Raw genomic sequence first — 23,870 nt, forward strand, 5'->3', positions numbered from 1 at the left:
ACCTCGTCCTTTTGATAGGACGGGGTTTATTTTTGTATGGCAGTCTTTTAATAAACCACCTGCTATGCAGGTGTGACCACAGCAGCTTTAGCTTCAGGTAAAAAACCTCCAGTGATATAATAGTGTTGGTTCGCAGCCACACAAGCACATCAAAGGAGGTTATCCAAATGGATATAAGTAGTTTATCACATTCAAAATGGAATTGTAAGTATCACATAGTTTTTGCGCCAAAATATCGCAGAAAGGTAGCGTACGGAGAATTAAAGCAGGATATAGCAAATGTTCTAAGCATGTTATGTAAACGAAAAGGTGTGGAAATAGTAGAAGCAGAAATATGTCCAGATCATGTTCATATGTTAGTGAGAATACCACCAAATATCAGCGTATCAAGTTTTATGGGATATTTAAAAGGGAAGAGTACGCTTATGATATTTGAGAGACATGCAAATTTGAAATACAAATATGGAAACAGACATTTTTGGTGTCGTGGATATTATGTAGATACAGTGGGAAAGAATGCAAAGAAGATACAAGAATATATTCTAAATCAATTAAAAGAAGATTTAGAATATGATCAAATGACGTTAAAAGAATACATAGACCCGTTCACGGGTGAGCCGGTAAAACAAAGCAAATAAAATGAGCCCTGTTGGGCTCAGTAGATAAATGTTTGTGCGGCTGTGGATTTTTTTCAAAGAGCCTTTAGGCTCCAACGTCGGTAATAACCCCTTATAGGGGTAGAGCAAACCACCCGTTCAACGGGTGGTTATGATTATATCTTAGGAAAGTACGTAGACTAGTTCTTAGATAAGGAGAAAATAGAATGAAAATTTATGAAGAATTAAAGGCACGGGGACTGATTGCTCAGGTAACCAATGAAGAAGAGATCAGTAAAATGGTCAATGAAGGGAAAGCAATCTTTTACATTGGCTTTGATCCCACTGCAGATAGTTTACACGTGGGACATTTTATGGCGTTGTGTTTAATGAAACGTCTGCAGGAAGCGGGGAATAAGCCAATAGCTCTCCTTGGTGGCGGTACTGGTATGGTTGGGGATCCTTCTGGAAGAAGTGATATGCGTCAGATGATGACAACGGAACGGATTCAGCATAACTGTGATTGTTTTAAAGAGCAGATGAGCCGATTCATTGACTTTTCCGAAGGGAAAGCCCTTATGGTAAACAATGCGGAATGGCTGATGGAATTAAACTACATTGATTTCCTTCGTGAGATTGGTCCCCACTTTTCAGTTAATCGCATGCTTACGGCTGAATGTTATAAACAGCGCATGGAAAAAGGACTTAGCTTTTTGGAGTTTAATTATATGATCATGCAAAGTTACGATTTTTATGAGTTATTCAATCGTTATGGCTGTAACATGCAGTTTGGTGGTGATGATCAGTGGAGCAATATGCTTGGAGGAACAGAACTGATTCGGAGAAAACTTGGAAAAGATGCACATGCCATGACCATCACCCTTTTGTTAAACTCCGAAGGAAAGAAGATGGGGAAAACACAGTCAGGAGCAGTTTGGCTGGATCCGGAAAAGACCTCTCCGTTTGATTTCTTCCAGTACTGGAGAAATGTTGGAGATGGGGATGTATTAAAATGCCTGCGGATGCTTACCTTCCTTCCCCTTCCGCAAATTGATGAGATGGATCAGTGGGAAGGCAGTGAGTTAAATCAGGCGAAGGAAATCCTTGCCTATGAATTGACCAAACTGGTACATGGAGAGGAAGAGGCAGAAAAAGCGAAAAAAGGAGCACGAGAGTTGTTTTCTGGCGGAAATGCTGTAAATATGCCCACCATTGAATTGGAAGAAGGGGATTTCACGGATGGAATGGTTGACATTCTAACGATACTCCAAAGATCTGGTCTTGCGCCAACACGTTCAGAAGGAAGACGCAATGTAGAACAGGGTGGAGTAACCATAGACGGGGAAGCTGTTAGGGATGTGAAAGCAGTATTTACGAGAGAACAGCTTTTAGGAGAAGGCGTTGTGGTAAAACGCGGTAAGAAAAAATTTGTAAGGGTAGTTGCAAAATAATACTTAAAAAATCGATTGGTAAATAAATGAATTTTCAATTACCAATCGGTTTTTTGCGGGTTATGGCCATAAGCACATGTTTTTGGGCCGTTCTAAGGAAAGGGCATAGCGGATTTTTTCACGGTATCGATTGCATTTGGAGATATATAAGTATTCGGATCTTAACTTCTCGTAAATTTCAAGCAATGGTTTGCTTCGAATTGTCGTGATCTCAAGAATATGATCCAAATTTTGGAGCGCTAGATTCACGATGAAAGGATCTACGAGCCCATCGTCCCTCATTTTTGAGAGTATGGATACTATTCGTTCTTTGGGAAATGAGCCCTTATAACTTCTTGTTCCAGTTAGTGCACTGATAATATCTGCAATGGCGACTAACCGCTCTTCGGTGGTTAAATCGTCCGCAGTAAGTTGATTGGGATATCCGGTTCCATTCAATTTCTCATGGTGACGGAGGGCAATCCTTTGAATCGTTTCGTCAATGTTCCCACCGAATATTTTTTCGGTCAGATTGACATGAGTCCGCATGATAGTCATAGCCTGTGTACTTAACTTTCCCGGATATTCCAATATCTCCACTGGTATGGCTATTTTCCCCAAATCGTGAAGCAGAGAACCGCAGAGAACTTGATTTAAGCTCTCTTCGCTTAATGAAAGCAGTAGTCCTAATTCATAACTTATGCTGGTGGTTGCTATGGTATGGGTTACCGTGTAATGGCTTCGAAAATCAATAATAAAGACAAGCATTTTAAAATATTCGGTTATCTCGTTACTAGACAGTGGAAGCTTTGATAAAAAGTCAAAATATTCCTCATCTTTTCTCCATTCTTCTTCAATGGATTCTTTAAAATTAAGTTTGTTTGCCAAATCTAACATATGTGGTGCAAAGATGGTTCCAGTTCCGTTATTCAGCGACTGAAGTGTCTCAACTAAGGAATGCTTTTCCACTGACATGGAAACATCAATGCGGTCAGCGATATGGATCGCTTGACATAAATTCTTTAATTTTGGACTGAGTGCTTCTTCTTGTTCTAAGTATTTCCATGCAGTATGGTGAAGAAGCACAGCCGGAGCAAACTCATGAAGTGGAGAGAAATACCGGATGAAAAGGTAGCCGTAAAAAGAATGGTCCCATACATCATTGGTTTCGAATTGAAGCATTCTTGAAATCTCTTCTGTCTTATAAGCACCAATATCATGCAGCTGGGCAGCAAAACAGATATTGCGAAGTTCCGGTTTTGAGTACTCCCCTGTTTTACCTAGCATGCGAAAGACAAGGTAAGCTACATGGGAACCGTGTTCGGTAAGTCTTGGGTCAATGTAATTGCAGAAGCGTCGGATAATTCCGAGAACACTTTTATTATTTATGCTTTTAGTATACAACATTTTCTTTGGTAATCCTCCTTTGTATTTCTGAAAAATAGTTTACCATATTATAACAGAGAAGGAAAGTTGAGGAAGAAATATAGTTGTGCGTTTGGGAGATTTTAAATGGAGGAGATAGGAAAGCGGTTGAGAATCGTTTGGGGCACATGTATAATGGTATCGTTGTGGGTACAAGGGAAGGATATTTTATGGAGGGGAATATAATGAACAGGAATACGGGCAGTTACATTAAAATGATTCAGGAAAAGTTAATCTATGAGAATCCGTTATCAAAAAAGGAAGATATTGATGGATTTATTATGGAAGGGAATGCGAAGATCAGCTTTTTCGAAGACTGTATGTGCTTGGAAAATGCACTGGATCATGATTTGGGGCAAAAGGCGAATTATGTTTTATGGTGTCCTAAGGATTTTCCGGAGAATGTAAAAATAACATGGGAATTTAAGCCTGTGACCGATCAGGGATTATGCATTCTGTTCTTTGCGGCTGCTGGTCGGGATGGAAAGGACTTATTTGATCCGTCTCTTTTAAAACGTACGGGGGAATATCCGCAGTATCATAGTGGGGATATGAATGGCTTTCATATTTCTTATTTCAGACGAAAGGAGCCGGATGAGAGGGCTTTTCATACCTGCAATTTAAGAAAAAGCTATGGGTTTCATCTGGTGTCTCAGGGGGCAGATCCTCTTCCAGATGCAGCGGATGCCAATGGTTTTTATAAGATATGTATTCGAAAATACCACAACGAAATCAAGTTTTTTGTGAATGATTTATTTATATTTGAATTCAATGACGATGGAGAAACTTACGGAGAGGTTTTAAAAGGCGGCAAAATCGGATTTCGTCAATTGGCACCACTTGTTGCTGAATACAGGAACTTAAAGGTGTACGAATTATGTTAAAGAGCATCAGTTCATTGACTTATGAAAAGCAGATGTTTCTAAAATTGTTGGGGTTGGTGACGCTGCCGCTCATTGTTATGGGAATTGTGTCGTGCAATCTCTATATGAAAGGGGAAAAAATCAAGAACCAGATGGCTTTGGATTCCTACAGTGATGAAATCTCCCGGGAATACGAAAATATTTTGTCATCCTTAAAAGAATATTATATTGAAGCAGTAAATGGAGAGGAGGTGCGTTGGGTGGTACGGCAGGAATCACCGCCATTTTCCAGTTACAGTAATCTAAAGAAAGTCCAAAAAATCATTGAAGGAAATTATTTTTTGGAAAAATACATCGCGGACTATGAACTCATAAATGTAAAATATGGCTGGGTCTTTAATGATTATGGTCTGTTTCCAATGGATCAGTTGAAAAACCAGGAGGATACAAAAGATTTCTTGGATAAACAGGATAAAATGTTGTTGTCCGTGTACTGGTTGAATCGTTCACACATTCCTGCGCCGATGGAGGGAAATATGCGGACTTCCAAATCAGTGGATACCTCCGGCCTTCGCCTGGTTTTAAAGAAAGAGCAGGGGATAGGCGATTTATCCTGGCTTCTTACCATCAAGCTTGATGAAAACAAGTTAAAGCAAATGTCATATAGTTATAAAAAGATGGGATATGATGTAGCAATCATTGGAAGAGAAAATGTGTTGATGGAGACTGATGCCAAGATGACCGATGCCTATTTAAACAGTGGAAGGGAAGCTTCTGGAGTCTTTAAGAGCAGACAGGGAGATACCTATCATATCCGTGTGCAGGCAGAAGAGATAACCGGTCTTAAGTATCTGGTGGGTTATAATGAAGAAAATGTAAAGAAAGGTGCTTTTGTATTCGTATTGGCTTCCTTTGCTGTATTGGCAGGTTTTGCTTTGCTTTTGTTTGTGGTACGGCTGACTGCAGTGGCATTTTCCAAACCACTTAAGAGTTTGGAACAATATGTGGAAGATCAGAAGCAACAGATGAAACGGCTTTTGGTTTCCAATCTCATTGAGGGTGAATTGAACGAGAAGAACAGGGAGGAAGCATTAAAGAAATCGGAGATTGTCTCCTGGCCTGCTTACCGCATGATTGTTATAACTTGTAAAATTGATCAATCAGAACAGGAAAAAATGAAGGACAGCTATGCTGGGATTCTTTCTAATTTACCAGAGAAAATTATAAACGACATTTTTATTGCACCTGTATATTACCGGGAGAAGATGATCTTCATAATAGGGGAAGAAAATGATGTGGAATTGGATTCTAAGACAGCGGTTTTCTATAAAGGTTTAAAAGATCATATTGGGGAAGTTTATGGATTTTTTATTGCATCGGGAATCAGCCAGCCATTTCATAAGCTGTATCATGTGCGGCGTGCATATGGGGAATGTGCAGAGGCACTTTATAATAAATCGAATCAGGAAGACCCGAATAACTCGTCTTTGGTTTTGTACGATGATTATTTGCTCAAGACTCAAGTGGGGAATGTATATGACATGATTATGGAAAACGAGTTGATTCAGTCCATTATCAGCGGGAAGGAAGAAGAGACGGCATGTCTGCTGGAGCTTATTATCAAACGGATGGAAATAAAAAATGTAGTTGGAATCGAACGTAGTTTTTACTTGACCAGACTTTTGACTGCTATGCTCAATATTCCTTCGGCTTTTGATATCTCTCTTTCTGATGTATTTGAAAGCGAACAATATAATGTACTAAACATTCTTCCACAGATTTATGATAAGAAAAAAATTGTATCAGCGATTACAGAAGAGATCATCCACCCTATGATTGCTGCATTGAAGAAAAAAAGGGAGGAAGGAAAGGAATCCGAAATCGTAAAAAAGGTGGTGGCTCTGATCAAGGACAGCAAGGGAAATATAAGTCTAAATCATTGTGCAGATCAATTGTCTTATCATGCAAACTACTTAAGCAAGATTCTAAAGAAGGAAAAGGGAGTTACCTTTACCGACATGGCCAATGAAGAAAAATTGAAACAGGCTAAATACATGCTTTTGACTACAGAATATTCTGTAGCTGAGATTTCAGAAAAGTTAATGTATCACAATGTACAAAATTTCATAAGATTTTTCAAAAATCAAGTAGGATTTACCCCGGCATCCTTTCGCAAAGAACACCGCAAGTAAGGAATAAAGTGATAATTATAGTTATTATGCCTCATAAAACCGTTAGTATATGCGGATTATGAGGCGTTTTTTAATATAAAAATGAGTCACAAAATGATTGTTTACAAAAACAAGCAGATTGATATAAACTATGCTCATAAAGCAGTGCTTCAAATTTAAAAAAACTGACATAATTACCAATGGTGACAGGTTGGAGCAGAAATGAAAAGGAGAGCATATGGAAAAGAGTCAAAGCAATAAGCCAAGGGCTGGAACCTGGAAGCATGCCCTGTCTGTACATAAGTGGTTGTACATCATGATTATACCTGGTGTGATTTACATGGTGGTATTTCGGTATTTGCCCATGGGTGGTCTGATTATGGGGTTCCAGAATTTCAGTCCCTATAATGGAGATACCATGTTAGGAGCGTTTTTACATAGTCCATTTGTAGGATTGAGCATTTTTGAAAAATTTGTTATGGGGCCAGATTTTTGGCGGGTTCTTAGGAATACCTTATCGATATCCATAGCCAGTTTGATTTTTTTCTTTCCTGCTCCAATTATTCTGGCACTTTTTTTGAATGAGGTAAAGAATGTAGCGTTTAAGCGTATTACACAGACGATGGTATATATTCCTCATTTTATTTCTATGGTCATTGTGGCAGCACTGACTGCCCAGCTTTTTAGCACCACAGATGGATTGGTCTATCACTCATTGGTTGAGCTATTTGGAAAGGCGAATGCACCGGATATCATGTCCAATCCCAAGCTGTTCGTTCAGATGATTGTAGGGCAGAGTATGTGGAAGGAGACCGGATATGGCACCATCATTTTTTTGGCAGCCCTTTCTGGTGTTGATGTTCAGCTCTATGAAGCAGCAGAGGTAGATGGTGCCAACCGATGGCATAAAATGTGGCACATTACCTTACCTGCCATTCGATCAACCATTGTCATCATGCTGATTTTAAAGATTGGTACAATCTTAAATACAAGCTATGAGCAGATATTTTTGATGCAGAATTCCATGAACCGGGCAGTTTCCGATGTATTTGATACCTATATTTATACGAGAGGTGTCGTAAATGGTGATTATTCTCTGGCAACGGCAGCAGGTATGTTTAAATCAATCGTCAGTATGATCATGGTTTTAGGAGCAAATAAGTTGGCAAAAGCCTTCGGAGAGTCTGGATTCTATTAAAAAGGAGAAAAAACAATGGCAAGAACAAAGCATATAAAAATCAAGCGAAAACCAGCAGATCAGCTGGTTCAGGTTCTCATCTACCTTTTTATCGGAGTGTTTGCCGTAATCACCCTGCTTCCATTTGTATATATCGTAGCAGGTTCCTTTGCAACGGAAAGAGAACTGACAGAACGAGCATTCTTCCTTTTTCCTCATACATTGTCGTTGAATGCGTATCAGTATATATTTAAGACGGGTGATACCATACATGGACTATTTAATTCCCTGTTTGTAACAATTATAGGTGTGTTTATCAACATGATCCTTTCCTGTACCCTAGCCTATCCCCTTTCCAGGTCCTATTTTAAAGGCAGGAGATTTTTCACCAATATGGTCATTATCACCATGCTGTTTTCCGGTGGGATGGTTCCCACTTACATGCTGGTTTCTAACGTATTGCATTTGAGAAATACATTTTGGTCATTATGGCTTCCTGGAGCAGTGAATGCATTTAATATGATAATAATAAAGAGTTATTTTCAGGGGCTTCCCGTGGAACTAGAAGAGGCAGCCAGAATGGATGGCGGGAATGATTTACAGATTTTCTTAAAAATAATCCTACCACTTTCCAAGCCCGTAATTGCAAGTGTCTCGCTATTTTATGCAGTCGCCCGTTGGAATGCTTACTTCGATGCAATGATGTTTATTTCGGATAAAAACAAAGAAGTGATTCAGATCGTGCTAAGAAGAATTATTTTTATGACCTCTTCTGTGGCAACGGAAAGTGGATTTGATTGGGGAGTTTGGGGAATGCCGCCGGAAAAAGCAGTCAAGATGGCGACGACTGTCATTGCTACGATTCCAATCTTAGTGGTTTATCCATTTATACAGAAGTACTTTACACAGGGGGTTATGATCGGCTCGGTTAAGGGCTGAAGCAATCATATTAATATTAGAAAAGGAGAAGTGTATCATGAAAAAAACTTGGAAACGAGCATTAACAGTATCATTATTTGGGGCGGTGGCATTGTCTTTAACTGCTTGCGGTGGTTCAAAAAAAACAGCACAAAAGGAAGCCGCTAATGTAACAACAGATGGAAAACCAACGATTACATTTATGGCACCATCGTATTATGGAACGGATTTAAAGAACGAACATTCAGATGAGGTAACCAAGAAATATGAAGATTACACGGGTACCCATGTGGATTGGCATTGGGAAAATAATGATACGTACAAAGAAAAAATCGGGCTTACTTTAATGGATAAGGATAATATGCCTATGATTGTTACTGGAAAGGGGGATTCCTTAACAGCCAATGTGGTAGAAGCAGCCAAGAAAGGTGCTTTTTGGGATTTGAGTGAGTTTTTAAAAGATACAGACAGTTATCCCAATCTGTCAAAGGCAGATGGAAGGGTGTTAAAGGCAATGACTGTGGACGGTAAGGTAATTGGTATTTACCGGGCAAGAGAAATCGGACGTTATGGTTTCTCCTATCGGACGGACTGGGCAGAGGCGGTTGGCATAACCGAAGATCCAAAGACAGCAGAAGATGTTTACGACATGCTTTATAAATTCACTTATAATGACCCAGATGGGGATGGGAAAGACGATACAGTTGGACTGGAAATGACGAAGTATGTAGGGCCAATTGATATTATACAGACGTGGTTTGGATGTGGAAATGAATGGGTAGAGCAGGACGGGAAAATGGTTCCAGTCCATCAGACACAGGAATATTTAGAAGCGTTAAAATGGATTAAAAAAATGTATGACGACGGTCTTATTCGTAAGGACTGGGCAACCGTGGATTCTGGAACGTTTGCGGATGCATGTAAGAAAGGGGAAGCAGGAGCGTTTATTGATGTCATGGATGGGGCAAAGAGAATTTGGAGATATTATGAGAGAAATGATGTGAAATCAGTAACCGATCCGTCTAAGTTTGCTTCCATGACTTTGGTGGGACCGATGAACGGAAAAACTCTGGCAACCAGTGGATTTAATGGGTACTATCTGATTACCAAGGCAGGAGCCAAGAGCGAAGAAGATGTAAAGAAATGTCTACATTTCCTAGATAAAATGTGTGATGATGAGATGATGGCTCTTGCAGATTATGGTTTGGAGGGAATCACTTATGATTTTGATGATGCCGGAGAGGTTGTTTTAAGAAATGATCTGGATATCCAACAGGGACCAAGCATGGGATTAAACCAGGGGATTTGCTATATTCCTAAATTAGCGTCTACGGTACCTGCCCTGAAAAAAGAGGAACCTACCTTAGCTCAGGAAGAAGCGTATGTAAGAAATGAAAAAGTTGCTATTTACAATCCAGCGCTTGGATATCTGGCTAATTCCGGTGTCAATGCAGAAGTAGGTACGGATATTGAACAGATTATTGACGATGCCAGAACCCAGTATATCTGTGGACAGATAGATGAAAAAGGTCTTGACGCAGCAGCAAAACAATGGCTAGACCGGGGTGGAGACAGACTGGTAAAAGAGATCAACGAGTTGTATCAGCAGGATACTTCTAAGTAGTTAAAAAAAGGCGGCGCACTCTTATAGAGCTGTGCCGCTTCGTAGATGGAGGAAGACGTGAAACTGCATAATCTGGAAAATAGAAAGAAAACAGGATATACCACATGGGGATGCATGTGGAAGCAGGGAGTATGTGGAAAAGAGACTGGATATTCTCTTACCAATGCAGACCATGAAAGAGTCGCTATGCAGTCCAGAATCACAGCGTACTGGCCAGATGGTTCGGTGAAATGGACCGCCCATACCGCATGTGCCAATAAACTTACGGATGAAATTGAAGTGCTTCCAGTAGAAGCAGATGGATGTATGGAGGAACCGTCAGGTTCTGCGATCCGGGTAGTAAAGGCAAAAGATGGCTTTATTGTGGAAACAGAAGTACTAAGTTTTTATGTGCCAGAGTCCGGTCAGTATCTATTCGATACGCTTGAGATCAATGGTATTGTAAGAGGCGGGAAAGCCCACCCCGTTCTTTTATTAGAAGAGCCGATAAACAAAGATGGGCTTGAGGGGAAAATTGAAAAGCCTTACGCTGGAGTGGTGGAAGAGGTGACTTTGGAAGAAGAGGGCCCCCTTCGGGTGGTGATTCAATACAAGGGAATTCATGTCTCGGAGTCGGGGGAGAAAAAACTTCCTTTTCTTATCCGTATGTGTGTGGGGGTAGAAAGCCGGAATCTTACGTTTACCCATACCTTTCTTTATGATGGGGAGGAAGAAAAAGATTTTCTAAAAGGAATTGGATTGTCTGTATCGGTACCATTAGAGGGAGCCCTTTACAATCGGCATGTGATGTTTGAAGGGGATTATGGTGTATTTCATGAAGCCATGGCGGAGCTTTTAACTTGGAGACCTAAGATAGCGGATTCTATTTACGCGGCTCAGATGAAGGGAGAGCAGCTCCATCCACAGGGAACGGATAAAGAGAACATTGACAAGGTCCTTTCTGACATGCCTTTTTGGGATGAATATGACTTTAGCCAGGACAGTCCAACCCATTTTAAGATAAAAAAGAAAACGGCTATCCCCAATTGCTGTTTCCTGGATTGCCTCCATGGAATAAAAACAAGTGGAGCGGCTGCTTTTGGAAGCGAAAATGGAAGTGTGGCTTTTTCTCTTCGGGACTTTTGGCAGACGTATCCTTCCGGTTATACATTCCGAAGTCTTACGAAAAATGAGGCAGAGGCGGTTATCTGGCTTTACAGCCCAGAGGCAGAGGCCATGGATTTCAGGCATTACACGGACAGAGGATATAATCAGGTGTACTACGAAGGCTATGACTATAAAGGAGCAACCCCTTATGGGATTGCCTCTACCAGTGAATATTCCATAGGATTTTATGATGCGGTAATCCCTTCTGAGGAAGAATTAAAGGGATTTTCCAAAGAAGTAAATCAGCCACCCCAGTATGTAGGAACCCCGGAATTTTATCATGAGAGGAAGGCTTTTGGATACTGGTCCCTGCCAAAAAGGGAGAGTGAAATGGAGCTGTGGCTGGAGGAACAGCTTGACCGGGCAGTCGCTTTCTATGAGGGAGAAGTAAAACAGAGAAACTGGTATGGGCTTTTTAATTATGGGGATTTTATGCACACCTATGACAAGGAGCGGCACCAGTGGCGTTATGACATGGGGGGCTATGCCTGGGATAACACAGAATTGGTTCCCACTTTGTGGCTGTGGCTTGCATTTTTAAGGTCAGGCCGGCCGGAGATATTTACCTTGGCGGAAAAGCTGACAAGGCATGCATCCGAAGTGGATGTATATCATATAGGGAAATACAAGGGCCTTGGTTCCCGTCACAATGTGCGTCATTGGGGCTGTCCTTGTAAGGAAGCCCGGATTGCCATGGCGGCTCACCATCGGTTTTACTATTATATGACCGGAGATTACAGATTGGAAGATATCTTTTCCGAGCTAAAGGACAATGAGCAGACCTTCTTAAACCGGGACCCTCTTGGAGATTTTTACGAAAAGGAAGAAATGGTTTATAAAAGTCATGCCAGAAGTGGTCCTGACTGGTCCTCTCTTTGTGCCAATTGGATGACCCAGTGGGAACGGTTTAACGATGGGCATTATCGGGAAAAAATTGCCATCGGTATAGAGGATATTAAGAAAGCTCCATTAAAACTGGTGTCTGGTCCGGATTTTGAATTTGACCCTGCCACGGTTCATTTGCGTTATATTGGGGAACAGGCCGCAGGCGGTACCCATCTGCAGATCTGTATGGGAGCGCCGCAGGTATGGATGGAGATGGCAGATTTGCTAGAGGATGAAGAATGGAAGGAAATGCTGGCAGCGTATGGAAGGTTCTATTATCTTTCGAGGAAAGAACAGTTAAAAGAGTCTGGCGGAATCATTGGGGAAAGGCAATTTTCTCTTCCATTTATGGCCGCGTCTATGGGCGCTTATGGGGCCTGGTATAGACAGGATGAGGAACTGGCAAAAACCACCTGGCGCCATCTACTGAATGCCATCCTTTGTCAGGGAAATCATGAAGGTTTTCAAGATGTAAGGCTATCGGAGAAAGGAAACAGGGAAGACCTTGTGGAAATCCCCTGGATTTCGACCAACTTTACGGCTCAATGGTGTTTAAATGTTATTTGTGCCATGGAGTTTATCCGGAATCAACTTCCAAAAAGCTTGGAGGGGGCGGATGAATTAGTGGCGGATATGTCTTTGGATCGTTTTCGCAAGGCATAATTTTAACAGATTGGAGAAAACATGATACGGATATTGAACATTTATAACAATCAAGTAACCATTACCTGGGACCGTATAAAGGGGGCCAAAACCACCCGGATATACTGGTCTGACCGGGAGGGAAAACAGGAAAATTACCGTTTTATGAAGGAAATCCCGGCAAAGGACAGCCAGCAGTTTACACTCCATAAATCTACGTGTGTCCCTCATTATTTCTATGTATGTTCCGTTATGAAGGATGGTACAGTTCTATCGATGGAGAAATATAATACCCCCGTTCATTTTATTAAGAGAGAACAGTTGGAACGATTGAACCGTGGGTTGATTGCAGTTAAAACTAAGACAGGGATATTTTTAAGCTGGAGGCTGTTCCTTTCTGAGGTAACTGGATATGATGAGACTGGTATGACGGGAATGGATTTTATCGTTTACCGGGACGGGGTACCAATTGCAACGGTAACAGACAGTACTAATTTTGTTGACAAGGAAGGAATGCAAAAGTCAAAGTATGGGGTGGCGCCTATCATAAATGGAGTGGAATATGATTGTTGTTCTTCCGTGAAGGTGTGGGAGAAGGATTATTTCGACATTCCGCTAAACAAACCGGAACCAGGTGTGACACAGAGCGGGGAGACATTTTACTATTCTGCCAATGATATGTCCGTGGCAGATGTGGATGGAGATGGGGAATATGAATACATAGTCAAATGGGACCCCTCCAATTCCCAAGATGTTTCCATAAAAGGGTATACAGGCCGTTGCATTCTAGATTGCTATAAGCTTGACGGAACTCTTCTTTGGCGTCTTGATATGGGCCCTAATATTCGGGCAGGAGCACATTATACCCAGTTTATGTGCTACGATTTTAACGGAGACGGAAAGGCAGAAATGGCAGTGAAGACTGCTCCGGGAACGCATATGACGTGCTATCGTGAACAGGGAGAGCAGAGGGAAGAATTCTTTGTCACCATGCCAGAGGAGGACTTAAAGCATGGATATAGTCATGAAGATTCTTATGTATGCAGTTCAGAGGATTATCGGAAGCATTTAGTTAAATTATTTCAGTCTTGGACCGAACAGGAAGAGGTAAAAGCGCGTCACTGGCCAAATACGCTGGAACAGTGCTTTGGAATTTCTAATATTTACTCTTACCCTTTGAGTGAGGAAGATGCCACAAAGCTAGTGGATTATTTTTTAGATGAATATGCACCTTCTAGAAGTGCGAAAAATAAGCTTCGGGAATTGGAAGGATTTATCTTTGAGGGGCCGGAATACTTAACGATGTTTGGAGGAGATGGAAGAGAACTAAGTACCATACCGTTTCCATTTAAGCGTGTGGATGATGGACTTTTGTGGGGAGACTATGCCATGAATCGGATCGAACCTTGTAACCGTTCAGACCGTTTTCTGTCTGGAGTCGCCTATCTTGACGGAACGCATCCATCCCTTGTAGTCTGCCGGGGATATTATACCAGAACCGCTATCGCAGCCTATGATTTTAGAGAAGATAAATGGGAACAGATCTGGTCGGCAGACAGTGGGTTTGTGCCCATGAAGAATCCCTTTTGTGACCATCCCCATGATGGAAAAGGAACCAATCCGGTCTATGGGGACCTGGCAGGGCAGGGGAATCATTCTCTGGCGGCTTGTGACGTAGATGGGGATGGGTTTATGGAAATTGTCTATGGGGCTGCCTGTATCGACCACGATGGATCGTTACTGTACAGTTCTAGGGATAAGCTTCCCGATGGTCGGGAGGCAAAACTAGGTCACGGGGATGCCATGCATGTGGCGGATATTGATCCAGACCGGCCTGGCTATGAAATATTTAACGTATTTGAAGGTGCGGACCATGCGCCCTATGGTTATGCACTTCGGGATGGGGAGACAGGAGATGTTATATTCGGTGAATATGCAGAGAAGGATCTTGGCCGCTGTATGATTGGAGATGTGGTTCCAGGTGTGAGAGGGCTGCAATGCTGGGTCAATGGGGTTGGAACTTATGATTGTCATGGAACACTTCTAAAGAAAGATACATTGGGATCCAATATGTCCATTCGCTGGGCAGGAGATTTAACCACACAGATTACAGACGGAGCGGACTATTTAAACCAACAACCTACTGGAGCAATTCATGATTTTACCCATGGAAGGATGCTTTGTCCTGAAAATACAAGGACCAATAATGGAACCAAAGGAAATCCATGTCTGGTTGCTGATATCTTTGGGGATTTTCGGGAAGAGATTCTTTTGCGAACCGAAGATAGCTCTGCAATCCGTATTTACACCAATACAGAATTAACCAATTATAAACTATTTACTCTGATGCACGATCCACAATACCGGTGTGGGGTAGCCTGGCAGAATAACTGTTACAATCAGCCCTGCTATCCCAGGTTTTACTATGGCTCGGATATGAATTTTGGTCAGGTGCTCCCATATATGAAGCAAAAGCCGGTGATTTATCTGGCTGGAGATTCCATCACTCAGTCCTATGGAGGAGGAGAAAGACCAAAATACGGGTTAGGAGAACGTCTTTTGGATTATTTAGAGGAAGGAAACTGCTATCAAATAGATCCAAGAGACGATTGCAGATTTAAACAGGAAATGCGTTATGAAACCCGCCATTTAATCGTGGATAACTGTGCCATGGCAGGGCGGTCAACGAAGTCATTTCTAAATGAGGAGCGTCTTGAGGATATAAAAGAACACATCAAAGAGGGGGATTTTCTTTTTATATGTTTTGGACATAATGATGCGTATGCGGCTAAGGCAGAACGTTATGTGCCAGTGCGTGAATTTCCCCAGTATTTAAGATTGTATGTGGAGGCTGCCAGAAAACGGGGAGCGACTCCAGTTCTTATTTCTCCAGTTTGCTTATGCCCCTGTAAAGAGAATGAGGAAGGGGAAAATAAAAAAATTGGTGTGCTTTTGCCGGAATACAGCCGTAAGATGAAAGAATTCGCAGAAAAAGAAGGCGTTTTCTTTGTAGATATGAATCACCTGACGAAAGAATATTGCAAAAGTATGGAAGAAAAGGAAGCAAGAGAACTTTTCGTACCGGATTTGGTGCATTTATCCAGAAAAGGAGCTGATTGTTTTGCTAAATTATTGGCAAGTGAAGTAAAAGCATTTATACTAGAAGAAAAAGGAGACGATTTATATGGGGAATCTACAGTATGACAGAGATAAATTAGAAGAAGCCATGGACCGTATTGTGGAACGGACAAAGCGGATGGATATGTCTTGGGACTGGCCCTGTGGGGTGGCTTATTATGGAATTGCTGAAGCGTATACGGTTACAAAAAAGGAAGGTTATCTGGGATTTTTAAAGGAACGAGTTGATGAACTAATAGAACTAGGGCTTCCAGAGTGGACTGTGAATACCTGTGCCATGGGCCATTGCCTGATTACGCTCTATCAGGCGACGGGAGAAGAGAAGTATAAGGATATCATTCAGTCTAAGGTAGAGTATTTGAGAAAAGATGCCTTGCGGTTTGGGGACCATGTGCTCCAGCATACGGTTTCTTCCAACAATGATTTTCCAGAGCAGTGTTGGGCAGATACTTTATTTATGGCCGCATTCTTTCTGTTAAGAGTAGGCGTGATGACAAAGGATGAGGAATTGATTGGCGATGCTTTGGATCAATATTACTGGCATATCCAGTACCTTCAGGATGATAACACTGGGCTGTGGTATCATGGGTATAACAATATTACAAAGGATCATATGTCAGGCTTTTACTGGGGAAGAGCCAACTGCTGGGCTGCCTATACAATGAGTAAGGTGGGGCTGATATTACCGGAGTGCTATCTTTATCCACAGTATTTAGAAATTGTGGGAAGCTTAAATGAGCAGCTTTCTGCTTTCAAGCTTTTACAGACAGAAGAGGGGCTTTGGAGGACCATTCTTGATGATGAGGAATCCTATGAAGAACTATCTGCTTCTGCAGGAATTGCTGCGGCTATGACGTTAAAGGGAAACCCTCTCCATATTAAATACATAGAAAAATCCATTGAGGGTGTATTATCCCATGTGGCTCCAGATGGAAGACTTATGGATGTTTCGGGGGGTACGGCTGTTATGAAGGACCGGGATGGATACAAGAAGATATCAAAAAAGTGGATTCAGGGCTGGGGACAGGGCATGGCTTTGGCATTCTTTGCAGCAGTTCTTAATTATAACAATGGAATGGGGGATGGAGCGTTATGAAGAATGAGTTAAATAATATTTATATTTGTTTTCCGGGAGGAAGGAACAAGGTTTTGACGATGAGCTATGATGATGGAAGATTGGAAGACCGAAAACTGGTTACTATCTTTAACCGTCATGGAATAAAGGGAACGTTTCATTTAAATTCAGGACTTTCAGAGGGCGAGGATCGAATTAAGCCGGTGGAATGGAAGGAGTTATATCAGGGGCATGAGGTTTCCTGCCATACAGTACTTCACCCTACCATTGCCAGATGTCCTCTTCCTCAGGTTGCGCTTCAAGTCTTAGAGGACAGAAGAGCATTGGAGCGTGCCGTAGGATATCCTGTTCGGGGAATGTCTTACCCGAACGGGTCCTATTCAAAGGAAATCATGGATCTCCTTCCAGGTCTTGGAATTGAATACTCCAGAGTGGTAGGAAGCACCGATGATTTTTCCATGCCCTCTGATTTTCTAGAGTGGAAAGCAACTTGTCATCATAATCATAACCTTTTGGAAAATGGAAGAAAATTTATAAATCTAACGAAGACGCAGTATCTTTATATGATGTATGTATGGGGACATAGTTACGAGTTTCCACGAGATGATAACTGGGATCTTATGGAAACTTTTTGTGAAATGGCAGGAGGGAAAGATGATATCTGGTATGCAACAAACATTGAAATCGTGGACTATATGAGAGCAGCCACCTCCCTGCAAATTACGGTAGATGGTGATCGGGTGTATAATCCCTCGTCCCTTCCAGTATGGATCAGTATCAATGAAAAGAGGATGGAGATCGGGGGAGGAACGATGTGCTTATGCTCCCAATAGATGTTCTATGAGGATCTTGATTCCCATTAAAACAAGGATCATACCTCCAAAAAACTCTGCTTTGGACTGAAAACGGCTTCCAAATACGTGGCCAACTTTTACACCTGCCATGGAAAGACATAAGGTTGTGACCCCAATTAAGGATACGGCTGGTAGGATTTGCACCTGCAAAAAGGCTAGAGTGACGCCGACTGCCATGGCATCAATGCTGGTTGCGAGGGAGAGCAGAATCATGTTTTTGGGATCCAGCGAACAGTGTGTGCACTCTTCTTCTTTGGGTTCAAAGGATTCCCGAATCATATTAAGTCCGATGATTCCAAGAAGGAGAAAGGCGATCCAATGATCAAATGAGGCGATGGCATCTTTAAACTGGTAACCTAAAAGGTAACCGATCAGTGGCATTCCCATCTGAAATCCTCCAAAGTAGAGCCCTGTAATGCCTGCGATTTTCCAGTTCATTTTGGAAAGACAGAGTCCCTTGCAAATAGAGACAGCAAAGGCATCCATAGACAGACAGACTGCAATGATGAATAATTCTGGTAACGACATGTGAAATTCCTCCTGTGTGAAACGTATTTCATATTTTTTGATTCCAGAGTAGACAAAAAAAGATGAGGCTTATCTGTGTGTACGAAAAACACACAGATAAGTCTCATCTTTTTGCAACTTGGCAAAATTAGCAAAACCAGACAGAACCCTCTCTGTCAGCATGTTGATTTTGCAGGCACCAATTTGACCCAATTGGTGCTGACTACTCCCTTATCTTCCGTCTATTCTAAGGGATGAGTGTGACTTTTGTCAAGAGGTCAGTTAACATAAAGAGTCTTCTTTTGTGGGTATATAATTAATTGATTTAGAATAAATAATAAATTTGTTTCAAATAATTCTTGCATCATAAAAAAGATTATGATATTATTAGGAAAATTCATTGTAGTGAAGCGATAAATTGTTTATAATAGAAATAAATAGGGAATCATGAAGCTACAAGAGTAAAAAATGATATTAAAAAGGCAGAGAAAGAGACTCTGGCCTATGGACCTCGACAGGAAGAGGGCGTCACCGACTGAGAGCGCCGTCATGTGGGACTTGGCTATGGGAACACTCCGGAGCCGGTAAGTCGAAGCGACCAGAATGAGAACAGATTCTGGCAGATTGAGTAGACTTATCCGTATGCATGCGTTAAATGTAAGAGTGGAGATAGAATTAATGTCTCAATGCGGGTGGTACCGCGGGAGCTTATAGCCATATAAATCCCGTCCCGGAATATGTAACTGTATTCCGAGACGGGATTTTTTTATTTTAATTCTTGATCGGAATCAAAGCAATTACATTTAGGTAAGGAGAGAAAAATATGGAATTTATCAGTGGTGTGAAGCAGAAAGAAACAAAGGGAATCAAGGATGTTGAATCAGGTTCCTATGCAGGGGAAACCATAAAGATGGAAGGCAGCGTCCATACCATCCGGAAGATGGGAGAAGTTGCATTCGTAATTTTAAGAAACGCAGAGGGATTGGTACAGTGCGTATATGAGCAGGGAACCACGAACTTTTTATTAAGTCAGTTAAAAGAAGAGTCTGCGGTTAAAATCACTGGTGTGGTGTCGATGGAAGAGAGAGCACCTCACGGATTCGAAATTCGTCTACTGGAAATTACGGTTCTCTCAGAACCAGCAGAAATACTTCCTATTGCAATTAGTAAATGGAAACTTAACACATCGTTAGAAACAAAACTGGCACTTCGCCCCATTACGTTAAGAAATCCATTGGAGCGTGCTAAGTTTCGCATTCAGGAAGGAATCGTAAGAGGATTCCGTGACTTTCTCCATTCTCAAAGCTTTACGGAAATTCGCACCCCTAAGATTGTAGCTCGCGGTGCAGAAGGTGGTTCCAACGTATTTAAACTGGATTATTTTAATAAGAAAGCAGAATTAGGGCAGAGTCCTCAGTTTTATAAACAGACCATGGTTGGTGTATATGACCGGGTGTTTGAAGTTGCACCTGTGTTCCGGGCAGAAAAACATAATACCACAAGACATTTGAATGAGTATACCAGCATGGATTTTGAGATGGGATACATTGATGGATTTGAGGATATTATGGATATGGAGACCGCTATGCTCCAGTATACGTTTTTACTTCTCTGTGAGGAGTATGCACAGGAATTAGAGATGTTAAAGGTCACACTTCCACAAGTAACCAGCATCCCTAAAGTGCATTTTGCAGAAGCAAAAAAACTTGTATCAGAAAAATACAATCGAAAAATTAAAAATCCTTATGATTTGGAACCGGAAGAAGAGGTTTTAATCGGTCGTTATTTTAAAGAGGAATATGGCAGTGATTTTGTATTCGTAACCCACTATCCTTCTAAGAAACGTCCTTTCTATGCCATGGATGATCCAGCAGATCCCAAGTACACACTAAGTTTTGATCTGCTATTTAAAGGGCTTGAAATCACCACTGGTGGTCAGCGTATCCATGATTATGGCGCAATTATGAAGAAGATGGAAGAAAGAGGGATGAATCCAGACGATATTTCTTCTTATTTAATGATATTTAAATATGGAATGCCTCCTCATGGAGGACTTGGAATCGGTCTGGAACGTCTAACCATGCGTCTTTTGGATGAATCCAATGTGAGAGAGACGACTCTCTTTCCAAGAGATGTATCTAGACTGGAACCATAAAGAAAGAGAGGAGAAAACGATATGGCGCACATTATAGATGATGAGACAATCGAGTATGTAGGAGTTTTAGCTCAACTTTTCCTGGATGAGAAAGAGAAAGAACAAGCCAAGAAGGATATGGGCCGCATGCTGGATTATATTGATAAATTAAATGAGCTTGATACAGACGAAGTAAAGCCTATGTCACATGCGTTCCCTTACCACAACGTGTTTCGTGAAGACGTGGTAAAAAATGGAGATGACAGAGATCAGATCTTAAAGAATGCCCCGAAAAGCAAAGACGGAGCGTTTCAGGTGCCAAAGACGGTGGAATAGGGAGGAGTCAGATGACAGCAAAAGAAATATTATCCCTTACTGCAGTAGAGTTAGGGAAAAAGATAAAAGAAGAAGAAGTGACCTCAGTAGAGGCGGTAAGAGCCGTGCTGGATCAGATAAAGACATTGGAGCCAGTTCTTAACAGCTATGTAACGATAGAGGAAGAGGATGCCCTCAAACAAGCGGAGCAGATACAAAAAAAGATCGAAGCAGGGGAACTGACAGGAAATCTGGCAGGTGTGCCAATAGCGGTAAAAGATAATATCTGCACAGAAGGGGTAAAAACCACTTGCAGTTCAAAGATCCTTTCCAATTTTATTCCTACCTATTCAGCCACTGCAGTGGAGAACCTAAAAAAGGCAGGTGCAGTAATCATAGGAAAAACAAATATGGATGAATTCGCCATGGGAAGCACAACCGAGACTTCTGCTTTTGGTGTTACAAAGAATCCATGGAATCTGGATCATGCGCCTGGTGGCTCTTCTGGTGGTTCCTGTGCGGCAGTAGCGGCTGCAGAATGTTTTTGTGCGCTTGGTTCCGATACCGGTGGTTCGATTCGGCAGCCGGCTTCGTTTTGCGGAGTCACTGGTTTAAAACCTACGTATGGATCCATCTCCCGTTATGGACTGGTTGCTTACGGATCGTCCCTAGATCAGATCGGACCAGTGGCAAAGGACGTAACCGATTGCGCAGCTCTTTTCGAGATCTTGTCTTCTTACGATGAGAAAGACAGTACTTCAGTTGAAAGAGATGATAGCAGCTTTATGGAAGCACTTACTGGTGAGGTAAAAGGTTTAAGGATCGGAGTACCAAACGACTACCTGGTGGAAGGGATTGATCCTTCGGTTAAGAAAGCAGTATTGGATACGGTTGAGATTTTAAAACAAAAAGGTGCGGTTGTTGAAATGTTTGATCTTGGAATGGTGGATTATGCGATTCCTGCCTATTATGTAATTGCTTCGGCAGAAGCCAGTTCCAATCTTTCTCGTTTTGACGGGGTGAAATACGGCCATCGGGCAAAAGAATACGAAGGACTTCATGGCATGTATAAAAAAAGCCGATCGGAAGGATTTGGTCCGGAGGTTAAACGGAGAATCATGCTTGGTTCTTTTGTGTTAAGCTCTGGGTATTACGATGCCTATTATCTAAAAGCATTGAAAACAAAAGCATTGATTAAACAGGCATTTGACGAAGCATTTTCTCGTTATGATGTGATTCTGGCACCAGCAGCTCCAGCACCGGCTCCAAAGCTTGGAGAAAGTTTAAAGGATCCTTTAAAGATGTATCTGGGAGATATCTACACCATCTCAGTTAATCTGGCTGGACTTCCTGCGCTTACGGTCCCTTGGGGATTTAGTGAGACAGGACTTCCAATTGGAGTTCAGTTTATCGGTGGCTGGTTTCAGGAGAAGCATATATTAAAAGCAGGATATGCTATGGAACAAAGCCGGGGGTACCAGATGCCGGCACTTGCAAAGGACGCGATCTTAGGAAGGGAGGAGAAATAAATGAGCAAACAGTATGAGACAGTAATCGGTTTGGAAGTACATGTGGAGCTAGCCACGAATACAAAGATTTTCTGTTCCTGTTCCACTGAATTTGGTGGAGCACCTAACACCCATACGTGTCCGGTCTGTACCGGGATGCCAGGTTCTCTTCCTGTTCTGAACAAACAGGTGGTGGAATATGCGCTTACCGTTGGGCTTGCGGCCAACTGTGAGATCAATCAGTCCTGTAAATTTGACCGGAAGAATTATTTCTATCCAGATAACCCCCAAAATTACCAGATTTCTCAGCTCTATCTTCCGATCTGTCATGATGGGTATGTGGAGATTGATGTAGCGTCGGGAAAGAAGAAAATTAGAATTCATGAAATTCATATGGAAGAGGATGCAGGGAAACTAATTCACGATGAATGGGAAGATTGTTCTTTGGTTGATTTTAACCGGAGTGGAGTACCATTGATTGAAATTGTTTCAGAGCCGGATATGCGAAGTGCAGAGGAAGTAATTACTTATCTGGAAAAATTAAGGCTGATGATTCAGTATCTGGGGGCTTCCGACTGCAAACTTCAAGAAGGGTCCATGAGAGCAGATGTAAACCTGTCTGTCTGTGAGGTGGGGGCAGAGGAATTTGGTACCAGAACAGAGATGAAGAACTTAAACTCCTTTAAGGCGATTGCACGTGCCATTGAAGGGGAGAGAAAACGCCAAATTGAACTGATTGAGGAAGGCAAACAAATTGTACAGGAAACCAGGAGATGGGATGACAACAAAGAAGCCTCTCATGCCATGCGTTCCAAGGAAGATGCCAAAGATTACCGCTATTTTCCAGACCCAGACCTACCGCCAGTTGAGATCTCGGATGAATGGATTAAGAGGATCAGAGAAAATCAACCGGAACTAAAAACAGAAAAAATGACTCGGTACCAGCAAGAGTATCATCTTTCTGCATATGATGCAGATATTATTACTGGGTCCAAACATATGGCGGATGTGTTTGAAGCAGTCACAGAGATTTGCAAAAGACCAAAAGAAGCCGCTAACTGGCTAATGGTAGAAGCCATGAGACTGTTAAAAGAACATGAGATGGAACCGGAAAAAATGACATTTTCTCCAGAAAATCTTGCAAAATTGATTGATTTAGTGGATAATGGTACCATTAACAGAACCGTGGGGAAAGAAGTTTTCGAACAAATTTTTGCTGAGGATGTGGATCCAGAACAGTACGTAGAAGAAAAGGGTTTAAAGGTAGTGAGTGACGAAGGGGAACTCCGTGGGGTGATTGAAGAAATCATTGCCGCGAATCCACAATCAGTCAGTGATTACCACAGCGGAAAAGAGAAGGCGATGGGCTTTCTCGTTGGTCAGACCATGCGTAAGATGAAAGGGAAAGCCGACCCTGGGGCAGTTAACAGGATAGTGAAAGAACTGTTAGGTTAAAGGAGTT

Annotated in this window: 17 protein-coding genes and 1 other annotated feature (1 of these 18 running past the window's edge); of the genes, 15 read left to right on the forward strand and 2 right to left on the reverse strand. The window is 41.8% G+C overall.

Annotated elements, in window-relative coordinates:
* Positions 1 to 14, forward strand: a binding site (T-box leader); it begins 238 nt to the left of the window's first position.
* Positions 15 to 167: 153 nt separating this feature from the next.
* Complete coding sequence (gene tnpA, locus EFT72_RS04140; RefSeq protein WP_124065644.1) at positions 168 to 638, forward strand: IS200/IS605 family transposase; 471 nt, start codon at positions 168 to 170, stop codon at positions 636 to 638.
* 185 nt (positions 639 to 823) lie between these two features.
* On the forward strand, positions 824 to 2,047 hold the full coding sequence (gene tyrS / locus EFT72_RS04145; protein WP_124065645.1) for a tyrosine--tRNA ligase: 1,224 nt from the start codon (positions 824 to 826) through the stop codon (positions 2,045 to 2,047).
* A gap of 60 nt (positions 2,048 to 2,107) precedes the next feature.
* On the opposite strand, the gene EFT72_RS04150 is transcribed toward tyrS, so the two are convergent.
* The gene (locus EFT72_RS04150; protein ID WP_124065646.1) at positions 2,108 to 3,433 is read right to left on the reverse strand and encodes an HD domain-containing phosphohydrolase; all 1,326 of its coding nucleotides are present in this window, start codon (positions 3,431 to 3,433) and stop codon (positions 2,108 to 2,110) included.
* Positions 3,434 to 3,636: 203 nt separating this feature from the next.
* Between EFT72_RS04150 and EFT72_RS04155 the strand changes: the two genes are divergently transcribed.
* The 9 genes from EFT72_RS04155 to EFT72_RS04195 all read left to right on the forward strand — a co-directional run bounded on the left by EFT72_RS04155 (position 3,637) and on the right by EFT72_RS04195 (position 17,923).
* The gene (locus tag EFT72_RS04155) at positions 3,637 to 4,335 is read left to right on the forward strand and encodes a DUF1961 family protein (protein WP_243109942.1); all 699 of its coding nucleotides are present in this window, start codon (positions 3,637 to 3,639) and stop codon (positions 4,333 to 4,335) included.
* Positions 4,329 to 6,506, forward strand: coding sequence for a helix-turn-helix transcriptional regulator (locus EFT72_RS04160; RefSeq protein WP_124065647.1), 2,178 nt, complete (start codon positions 4,329 to 4,331; stop codon positions 6,504 to 6,506). Before EFT72_RS04155 ends, EFT72_RS04160 begins: the two co-directional genes overlap by 7 nt.
* Before the next feature lie 217 nt (positions 6,507 to 6,723).
* Positions 6,724 to 7,683, forward strand: a complete 960-nt coding sequence (locus EFT72_RS04165; protein WP_124065648.1) for an ABC transporter permease subunit — start codon at positions 6,724 to 6,726, stop codon at positions 7,681 to 7,683.
* Between the two features lie 15 nt (positions 7,684 to 7,698).
* Entirely contained in the window at positions 7,699 to 8,601 is a 903-nt protein-coding gene (locus EFT72_RS04170) for a carbohydrate ABC transporter permease (RefSeq protein ID WP_124065649.1), read from the forward strand.
* Between the two features lie 37 nt (positions 8,602 to 8,638).
* Complete coding sequence (locus EFT72_RS04175) at positions 8,639 to 10,204, forward strand: extracellular solute-binding protein (RefSeq protein WP_124065650.1); 1,566 nt, start codon at positions 8,639 to 8,641, stop codon at positions 10,202 to 10,204.
* A 57-nt stretch (positions 10,205 to 10,261) separates the two neighbouring features.
* Positions 10,262 to 12,898 (forward strand): hypothetical protein, encoded by a 2,637-nt coding sequence (locus EFT72_RS04180; protein WP_124065651.1) that lies wholly within the window; start codon positions 10,262 to 10,264, stop codon positions 12,896 to 12,898.
* 21 nt (positions 12,899 to 12,919) lie between these two features.
* The gene (locus EFT72_RS04185; RefSeq protein ID WP_124065652.1) at positions 12,920 to 16,081 is read left to right on the forward strand and encodes an SGNH/GDSL hydrolase family protein; all 3,162 of its coding nucleotides are present in this window, start codon (positions 12,920 to 12,922) and stop codon (positions 16,079 to 16,081) included.
* Positions 16,062 to 17,111: a glycoside hydrolase family 88 protein gene (locus tag EFT72_RS04190; RefSeq protein WP_124065653.1), complete on the forward strand. Its 1,050-nt coding sequence runs from the start codon at positions 16,062 to 16,064 to the stop codon at positions 17,109 to 17,111. The genes EFT72_RS04185 and EFT72_RS04190 overlap by 20 nt, the downstream gene beginning before the upstream one ends.
* Positions 17,108 to 17,923 (forward strand): polysaccharide deacetylase family protein, encoded by an 816-nt coding sequence (locus EFT72_RS04195; RefSeq protein ID WP_124065654.1) that lies wholly within the window; start codon positions 17,108 to 17,110, stop codon positions 17,921 to 17,923. The genes EFT72_RS04190 and EFT72_RS04195 overlap by 4 nt, the downstream gene beginning before the upstream one ends.
* On the opposite strand, the gene EFT72_RS04200 is transcribed toward EFT72_RS04195, so the two are convergent.
* Entirely contained in the window at positions 17,909 to 18,472 is a 564-nt protein-coding gene (locus tag EFT72_RS04200; protein WP_124065655.1) for a manganese efflux pump MntP family protein, read from the reverse strand. The genes EFT72_RS04195 and EFT72_RS04200 overlap by 15 nt on opposite strands.
* Positions 18,473 to 19,274: 802 nt before the next feature.
* Here EFT72_RS04200 and aspS point away from each other — a divergent pair.
* The 4 genes from aspS to gatB are packed head-to-tail and all read left to right on the forward strand — an operon-like array spanning position 19,275 to position 23,863.
* Positions 19,275 to 20,606, forward strand: coding sequence for an aspartate--tRNA(Asn) ligase (gene aspS / locus EFT72_RS04205; RefSeq protein ID WP_124065656.1), 1,332 nt, complete (start codon positions 19,275 to 19,277; stop codon positions 20,604 to 20,606).
* A 21-nt stretch (positions 20,607 to 20,627) separates the two neighbouring features.
* On the forward strand, positions 20,628 to 20,921 hold the full coding sequence (gene gatC, locus EFT72_RS04210; RefSeq protein WP_124065657.1) for an Asp-tRNA(Asn)/Glu-tRNA(Gln) amidotransferase subunit GatC: 294 nt from the start codon (positions 20,628 to 20,630) through the stop codon (positions 20,919 to 20,921).
* 11 nt (positions 20,922 to 20,932) lie between these two features.
* Entirely contained in the window at positions 20,933 to 22,429 is a 1,497-nt protein-coding gene (gene gatA / locus EFT72_RS04215; RefSeq protein WP_124065658.1) for an Asp-tRNA(Asn)/Glu-tRNA(Gln) amidotransferase subunit GatA, read from the forward strand.
* Entirely contained in the window at positions 22,430 to 23,863 is a 1,434-nt protein-coding gene (gatB, locus tag EFT72_RS04220; protein ID WP_124065659.1) for an Asp-tRNA(Asn)/Glu-tRNA(Gln) amidotransferase subunit GatB, read from the forward strand.
* Positions 23,864 to 23,870: the final 7 nt, after the last annotated feature.

This window comes from Clostridium sp. E02 (genome assembly GCF_003833015.1).
GTDB lineage: Bacteria > Bacillota > Clostridia > Lachnospirales > Lachnospiraceae > Lacrimispora.